General features: G+C 66.0%; 5 protein-coding genes. 4 read left to right on the forward strand and 1 reads right to left on the reverse strand.

Going from position 1 to position 6,468, the window contains the following annotated elements; all coding sequences use genetic code 11:
- Window positions 1–5 precede the first annotated feature (5 nt).
- Both AC1RUR_RS20985 and AC1RUR_RS20990 read left to right on the forward strand, forming a co-directional pair.
- On the forward strand, window positions 6–644 hold the full coding sequence (locus AC1RUR_RS20985; RefSeq protein WP_492847392.1) for a glutathione binding-like protein: 639 nt from the start codon (window positions 6–8) through the stop codon (window positions 642–644).
- Window positions 645–754: 110 nt separating this feature from the next.
- Window positions 755–2,077, forward strand: a complete 1,323-nt coding sequence (locus AC1RUR_RS20990) for a caspase family protein (protein ID WP_492847394.1) — start codon at window positions 755–757, stop codon at window positions 2,075–2,077.
- A gap of 31 nt (window positions 2,078–2,108) precedes the next feature.
- Here AC1RUR_RS20990 and AC1RUR_RS20995 read toward each other — a convergent pair whose 3' ends face one another.
- On the reverse strand, window positions 2,109–3,224 hold the full coding sequence (locus AC1RUR_RS20995; RefSeq protein WP_492847396.1) for a DUF2778 domain-containing protein: 1,116 nt from the start codon (window positions 3,222–3,224) through the stop codon (window positions 2,109–2,111).
- A 682-nt stretch (window positions 3,225–3,906) separates the two neighbouring features.
- Between AC1RUR_RS20995 and AC1RUR_RS21000 the strand changes: the two genes are divergently transcribed.
- Together AC1RUR_RS21000 and AC1RUR_RS21005 are read left to right on the forward strand one after the other, a co-directional pair.
- The gene (locus tag AC1RUR_RS21000; protein WP_492847397.1) at window positions 3,907–4,431 is read left to right on the forward strand and encodes a FecR domain-containing protein; all 525 of its coding nucleotides are present in this window, start codon (window positions 3,907–3,909) and stop codon (window positions 4,429–4,431) included.
- Window positions 4,432–4,496: 65 nt separating this feature from the next.
- Entirely contained in the window at window positions 4,497–6,383 is a 1,887-nt protein-coding gene (locus AC1RUR_RS21005) for a CHASE2 domain-containing protein (protein WP_492847399.1), read from the forward strand.
- The last annotated feature ends 85 nt before the right edge of the window (window positions 6,384–6,468 follow it).

The raw sequence follows: 6,468 nt of genomic DNA on the forward strand, positions 1-6,468 counted from the left end.
ATGCGATGCTGCAGCTTTATTTCTCGCCGATGGCCTGCTCGCTTGCGAGCCGCATCGCGCTGATGGAAGCGGGCCTGGATGCGCGCTATCATATGGTGCATCTCTGGACCAAGCAGGTGGTGGACGACGGCAGCGATTTCCGCGGCGTCTCGCCGAAGGGCGCGGTACCGGTCCTGGAGCTGGAGAACGGCGAGCGGCTGACCGAGAGCGCGGCGGTGCTGCAATACATCGCCGATCTGAAGCCGGAGACTGGGCTCGCGCCGCGGTTCGGTGATCCCGATCGCTACCGGCTCCAGGAATGGCTGAGCTTCATCGGCGCCGAGATCCACAAGGCGTTCCTGTTCCCGACCTTCTGGTACAAGGACGACGGCTCGCTCGCCAAGCCGCGGGCACGCATCACACAGACATTGTCGGCGCCGGCCACGCACCTTGCGGACCGCGAATTCCTGGTCGGTGACCGCTTCACCGTCGCCGATGCGCATCTGACCTGGGCCCTGCTGCTGCTCCGTCCCGCGGGAATCGACATCGCGCAATGGCCATCCCTGTCGGCCTATCTCGCGCGCATGCAGGCACGGCCCGCCGTGCGCGACGCGATTGCGACCGAGATGGCGCTGCGCAAGGCGATGGCCGCCAGCCCGGCGTGACGGGGGCACCGCGGTCGCCGGGTCCGGGCGGCGCGAAGGCTGGGCATTGAAGTCGGCGCGGTATGCGGTAATCTGGAGAAATATTGTCGATATTTCCCCGGAAGGCATTCATGCCTGTTCTTTCCAGAATTTCTCTTGCCCTTGTCGCTTGCTGGCTGAGCCTCGGTGCAGCATCTGCGGACACGCGGGTCGCGCTGGTGATCGGCAACGGCGCCTATGCCTCTACGGCGCAGCTACCCAACCCGTCGCACGATGCCGAAGACGTCGCGGCCTCGCTCAGACGCAGCGGGTTCGAGGTGCTGGAGGGTATCGACCTGCGCCAGGCCGACATGCAGGACCTGACCATCCGCTTCGCGCGCGCCGCGAGCCGGGCCGACGTCGCCATGTTCTACTACAGCGGCCATGCGATGCAGTACAACGGCGTGAATTACCTGATGCCTGTCGACGCCGCGCTGACCGACGAAGCCGACCTGAAACGCTTCGTGCGGGTCGACGACATCGTCAACGACCTGCAACAGGCCAAGAACCTGCGCATCCTCGTGCTCGATTCCTGCCGCGACAATCCGCTGGCGGAAAGCCTCAAGCGCTCCGCGACTCGCACCGCTTCGCTCGGACGCGGGTTGTCGAAGGTCGATGCGCCGCGCGGCACGATCGTGTCGTTCTCGACGCAATCAGGGCAAGTCGCCGCCGACGGCGCCGGCCGCAACAGCCCCTATACGAGCGCGTTCCTCAAGCACATCGAGGAACCGCACGAAATCGGCGATATCTTTCGCGACATCAGCAGCGACGTCTATGACGCGAGCGGCAAGACCCAGCTCCCGGAGCTGTCGCTGTCGATCATCGGCAAGTTCTACCTGAACGGACCGGTATCGGTCACGATCGCGCCGGCCGCGCCCCAGGCCGCGCCGCGGCCCGATCCCTGCGCAGCCGCAGAAGCGCATTGGAAGGCTGCGGAGGGCATCGGTAGCATCGGCGCCTTCGAGGACCATCTGGCCCGGTTTTCGAATTGCAGCTTCGCCAGCCTCGCCAAGGCGCGAATCGACGGTCTGAAGCAGAAGACGGCGCTTGCACCGGCAACGGGCGAGAACAACGCTTTCGACGGCAGGTGGGACGTCACCGTGAGCTGCGCCGGCTCTGGCAAGGCGCAGGGCTACACGAGAGGCCTGTCGGGCACCGTCACGAACGGCGTGCTCCATGCCGAAGATTCGGACCAGCGCACCACCAACACGCTTGCGATCGACGGGCAGATACCGGCGGACGGAAAGACCACGCTGAGCGCCCGGGGCACGACGGGAGCGAGCGTCTATACGGTCAACAACGCCGCTCCCGGCTCGCCCTATGCATACACGATCGATGCACAATTCGAGCGCACCCGCGGCAGCGGCAAGCGCAACGAGTTGCGTCCGTGCAGCTTCACCTTCGTCAAGCGCTGATGGTGCAGAAGGCGGCGAGGCGCGTTGCGCCTCACTCCACCCGCGCCAGCACCGCGAGCTTGCGGATGCCCTTGTTGCGGTAGGCGTCGAGGAACGCGTAGTAGTCCTTGAACGACACGCAGCCGTTGGAGTCGCCGTTCGGCCCGAGCATGAAGGTGTGCGCGAGCAGGCCGTCGCGGCCGTAGATCGCGCTCTCGCCGCCGATCGGGGTCAGGCGCAGCGCCGGCACCCCGTGGAACAGCGCCTCGCGCGGCTTCAGCGTGTAGATGTGCGGGGGCGTCACGCCGCGCATGCGGATTCGCGAGGAACGGGGATCGTCGAGATTCGAGCCGAGGCCGGAATGCGCCTCGAGCTTGGTGCCGTCGGGCAGATAAACCGTCCTGGCGGTGATGTCGTAGACCGCGGTGTCGCGCTCATAGGGTGCCGAGCCGCCGAGCATGGGGTTCTGCTCTCTCGGCGCGATGGACGCGGTCACGCTGGCATCGGCCGAGGCATAGGCGAGCAGTCCGCCGGAGGGCTCGCGCTTGCCCCAGAGCTTTTCGACCATCGACTGGCGCGGCCCGGTGATCGACATCACCGCGGCCTTGGCACGATCGGCAAACGATTTAGGCTTCGCTTCGGGCGCCGGCACGATCTCGGCCGGATCGGCCGAAGCCAGCTGTACCGCCGCATCCGGCGCGCGCTTGGCCTTGTCCGCGGTCTTATCAGCGATCTTGTCGCCGATCTTGTCGCCGATCTTGTCGCCGATCTTGGCCGGAGCTGCCGGCTTCAGCGCTTCCGCGACCTTGGCGATCACGCTCTGCTTCGGGGCATCCTTGGCCACAGCAACCTGGGTTGCGGGCGCGGCACTTGCCGCATTCGACTGCACGCCTTGCGTGGCGGCGGCGGCAAAGCGCTCGTTGAACATCTCGCGCGAGATCGGGGCTGCGACCTGCAAGCGGTCGGGCAGGAGCGCGAAGGCTTCCTTGATGGCGTCACCCGCCTCGCGAAGCGCGACCCTGGGCGCGCGCTTGACCACGGGCTCGTCGTAGCCGGCGCTACCGACGGACGGGTAGACGCTGGCAGCGAAGATGTTGGTGTAGACGGTCCAGCCGGCAAGCACGACGCAGCCGATCACGGCGGCGCCGAGCACGTTTTGGGTGGTCATTTTCCGGGAAGGCTTCCGATGAGAATTCTTGCCAGGATTTTTGGACTTCCGTGCCGCGTTACTCTGCGCAGCGATACTCGTACTCATTCGCCTTGCGTCCAGGACGGTGTCACTCAGTCCCCCTTCGAAGTGCCGCTGGTCACGATCCGGGAACAGCATCTCGCAGAGGGTCGGAGCGTCATTAAGGCGACTTTTAGTTAAATGCGGATTAAGTTCGGGCAGATGTGGGGCAACTCGTTAACGCTGTCTCATTCTGAGAAAAAAGCCCGCAGAACTACGGACTTAAGCGCGTCTGTTAACCATAATTCTCGGCCGGATCGGCGCGTGCTGCGGACGTCTCCGGCCGCATCTCTAAGGCCACCCAACCAAGTCGTTTTCGTGGTCTCCAATACCCGGACGATACCGGGGAAGCGTTGTGCGAAGCTGGTGCGCGCTGCGCCCTCTCCTCTTCCAGCCGCAGCCCGGGTGTCAGCAGAATGGCGGCAGAGCCCGTCCACATCACACACCGCACAGAGCGCTCACGCGGCACGGCGCCGTGACTGAAAGTTGATCGCGCCGGACTGGAAAAGGCCGCAGCGAGAAAATAATTGCGGAGGGCGGCACTTTTCAGCAGCCTCTGCGTGTGATACGGCACCGTATCAACATTGCCTTGAACTGTGCCCAGCACGCAACGGAGGCTGGCATGAGTGGGTCCGCGCGCGCCGGCTTTTTCGTACTGGCGTGGTTGTTTCAGATGATCGGGTATGCGAGTGCACAGCCTGCAGCCCATGCGGGCTGTACGGCATCGCCATCGGCCGCGGGCACGCAAATTTGGCGCTGCGACAACGGCATTACCATTGTTGCCGAAAACGGCGCCAGATTTGAACTTAAGGACGCCAACCGCGACGGACATATAGACTCCGTGGAGTTGAGCAGCAAAGCGCTGCTGGTCGAGGTGCCCAAAAAGCCCGGCGGCAATCCCTTCAAGGTGCTGACGCCGCAAGCGATTGCCGCGGTGCGCGGCACCAAATGGGCCGTCGACGTCGCCGATGCAAAGACTTCGGTTTTCGTCGCCGCCGGCCGTGTCGGCGTGAGCCGCAGGAGCCGCGGACGCGGCGTCGTCCTGGGCCCTGGCGAAGGCGTCGATGTCGAGGCCACCGGTCCATTGACCGTCAAGACATGGGGCCAGCCGCGCGTCGACGCGCTGATGGCAAGACTGGGTCAATAGGACCTGGTCGAAAAGGTCCGGGCAGCAAGGCCCGGACGACAAAACAAAGAAGATTGCAGTACGTAATGACTAGACGCGTTCAGATCCTGGTGGCCCTCGTCCTCACCGCACTGTGGGGCACAGCCATCTATGCCGCTCACGCCAACGGGCATCTGCGCTTTCTCGACCGCCTCGAAGCAACGCTGACCGATTTGCGGACGCAGGTCCGTGGCGTGCAGGCTCCGCCCGATCTCGTCACCATCGTCGCGATCGACGACACCGTCGTCAAACGCGGCGGCAGCTATCCGTTGCCACGCGCCGATCTCGCCCGCGTCGTCGACACCATCGTGCAGTTCAAGCCGAAGGTCGTGGCGATCGACCTCCTGCTGGTCGACCGCAGCGCCGCGATCGGCGACGCCACGCTGGCGCACACGCTGGCCACCGGTCCCATGGTCCTCGCCGCCGCGGCGATCTTCCCGACCGCCAGCGAGACCGTGGCCTCCGGCAGCGAAGGCCCGTTGGCCGTCCTGCCGCAGGCCGAGCGCTTCCTGCTGCCGTTGCCGGCGTTTGCCGATCACGCCGAGGTCGGCGTCGTCAACGTCGCGACGGGACAATCCGGCTCGCCGCTCTCGGTGCCGATGCTGTTCCGGACGCACGACAAGGTCGAGCTGTCATTCCCCTTGCGCGTCGCGGCCCGCGCGCTCGACAAGCCGCTGACGATCGCGCCGGATCACCTCATGCTGGGCGACCGCGCGGTGCCGACGGACAGCGACTTCGCGTTGCCGATCACCTATTACGGCCCGCGCCGCACCATCCGCACCGTCAGCGCGCAGAGCATCTTTGACGGCACACTGAGCCGATCCGCCATCGAAAACCGGATCGTCGTGATCGGCGCCTCGGTCGCCGGCGGCGGCGACTTCTATCCGACGCCGTTCGATTCCCTCATGCCCGGCGTCGAAGTGATCTCCACCGCGATCACCCATCTCGTCGCCGGCGACGGCATCGTGCGCGATCGCAAGGTGCACATCGCCGACGCGCTCGGCGCGATCCTGCTGCCGGTGCTGCTGGTGGGCTTGCTCGCCTGGCGGCGCAGTGCGCTGGGCATCATGGCGGCGGCGGCGGTGATGATCGCCTGGGCCGGGCTCAATCTGTTCGCGTTCACGCACGGGGTCTGGCTGAACGCAGCGACCACGCTTGCGGCCGCGGTCCCGCCCGTTGCGATCTTTGCCGGCGTGCAGCTCTGGGCGGGGGGCCGCCGCACGCAATATTTTGCCGACAAGAGCAGATCGCTTGCGCAATTCCAGGCGCCCGCCGTGCAGGAGTGGCTGGGGCGCGATCCGAATTTCCTGTCGAAGCCGGTCCGGCAGGATGCCGCCGTGGTCTTCATCGATCTGTCCGGCTTCACGGCGCTGAGCGAACGGACCGATCCGGACGCGCTCCAGGATCTCCTGAAGGCGTTTCACGCGCTGGTCGACCAGGCGGCGGTCGATTGCGGCGGCCTGATCACCGGCTTTCTCGGCGACGGCGCCATGATCCTGTTCGGACTGCCCCGGCCGATGCCCGACGACGCGGCGCGCGCGCTGAAATGTTCGATCGACCTGCATCGCGGCGTGGAACGCTGGGTCGCCTCGCTGCCCCCTGCCATCGGCAGCCGGCTCGGCTTCAAGATCGGCGCGCATTTCGGCCCGATCGTCGCCTCGCGTCTCGGCCAAAGCCACCAGCACATCACCGCGACGGGCGACACCGTCAACGTCGCGAGCCGGCTGATGGAGGTTGCCGCACAGAACCACGCGCGGCTCGCGCTGACCGCTACGCTGCTGGACGCCGCCGACTTCCACGGCGCTCCCGACGGCGTCCTGGCGGGCCCCCTGCTCACGCAGGTCCGCGGCCGCTCCGGCGTCGTCACCGTCTGGTTCTGGCGCGACCGGAACGGGCCGAGCCAGGCCGCGACCAAGGCCGAGATGATCGACTGAACCTCCGCTGTCGTCCCGGCGAAGGCCCTAGGGCATGCACATATCTCTAAGGCTCCATCCGGCTGAGAGGGCATGGAAGTATTGG

The sequence above is a fragment of the Bradyrhizobium sp. GW821-FHT12B03 genome (assembly GCF_058807535.1).